General features: G+C 61.3%; 2 protein-coding genes. Both read left to right on the top strand.

The features are described 5' to 3' along the window. The coding region (locus tag ACKVEX_RS16525; RefSeq protein WP_473216836.1) for a type II toxin-antitoxin system TacA family antitoxin at window positions 1-411 on the top strand (411 nt) is incomplete at its 5' end. Beyond that, on the top strand, window positions 408-920 hold the full coding sequence (locus ACKVEX_RS16520; RefSeq protein WP_473216835.1) for a GNAT family N-acetyltransferase: 513 nt from the start codon (window positions 408-410) through the stop codon (window positions 918-920). The genes ACKVEX_RS16525 and ACKVEX_RS16520, both read left to right, overlap by 4 nt. Window positions 921-1,339 lie beyond the last annotated feature (419 nt).

Genomic DNA, 1,339 nt, shown 5'->3' with positions numbered 1-1,339 from the left:
CCTATTATTTTCCGATCGGATCGGCCGCTTCGGCGCAGAAGCGGACACGCTGACGTGAGCAACTCGGCGATAGGTACGGGTAGTTTGTACGGCAATTTGCCGTATAATACCTTGCAGGAGAAACAAGTTATGCCCACAGCTATCAATACCGCTCGGCTTGAAGCCCGGATCAGCACCGATCTGCATGCGATGCTCAAGCGCGCCGCTGAACTTCAGGGGCGAACCATGACCGATTTCGTGGTCGCCGCCGTGCAGGACGCTGCCCAGCGTGCCATCGAGGAGGCAGAAGTCATCCGTCTTTCGCTCGCCGATCAGGAGTGCTTTGCGCAGGCGTTGCTATCGCCGCCGCAATCAGCCCCGGCCCTGGAGCGTGCTTTTGCTCGTCGCCGCAAGCTCTTGCGCGCTGAATGAGCAACGCACCGTTCCTCGTCGCGCCGCTTGATGCCGCACATGACCGTACTGGGTTCCACAGTGGTTCCGATCCCCTCGACCGGTACTTGAGAGAGCAGGTCACCCAAGACATTCGCCGTCGCGTGGCGACCTGCTTCGTGGCGCTGGCCGATCGACAGCGCATCGCAGGCTACTACACCCTCGCTTCGGCAAGCCTGATGCTGGCCGATCTCCCGGCTGGCATCGGCAAAAAGCTTCCACGCTATCCGACTGTGCCAGCCGTCCGCATGGGGCGCCTGGCTGTTGATGCGGCATTCAGCGGACAGGGTCTCGGCGGTGCGCTGCTGGCCGATGCGCTCGAGCGGGCCACCCGTTCCGAGATTGCCGCGTATGCCTTGATGGTCGAGGCCAAGGACCGCCACGCGGCAGCCTTCTACGGGCATCACGGTTTCATCACTCTGCCTGACTCTCCGCTAACACTGTTCCTTCCCTTGTTAACCGCCCTGGGATCGCGGAATCCGAGAAACTGAGCACGCTGATCGGTTGTCTGCCGGACTTCGAAGCCAGACATTGCACGACCGACACGGCGAATGACAGGACCGGGTAGGCAGCTCCACGTCGCAGGTGGCCAATGACGTTATGCCCAAGAACGAGCGCGACACCCGCCGTCAGCTCGTCCAGGCGTGCGACGAGATCGGGCGCCTTTCCCGAAAGGCGCTTACGGACATCCAGATCGGGTCGGAAGATGCCCAGCTCACGCAGGACCGTCCGATCCTTTTGAGCTGTCTCGATATCGATGCACAGGCAGCGTACCTTGACCGGATCAGGCGTCGCTGCCATCGAGCTGCCGGGGCTTCGGATTCGTCATATGCCAAATTCTATAGGCATTCACTGAACTCAAACGAGTGAGGACTGCACGCTCCACCACAGCGATGTGGCCGGAGGTCCG

The sequence above is a fragment of the Denitraticella aggregata genome (genome assembly GCF_048158365.1).
Classification (GTDB): domain Bacteria; phylum Pseudomonadota; class Gammaproteobacteria; order Burkholderiales; family Rhodocyclaceae; genus Azoarcus_F.
Note: the sequence above shows the minus strand (reverse complement) of the source record. Positions and strands in the feature narration are given on the sequence as shown.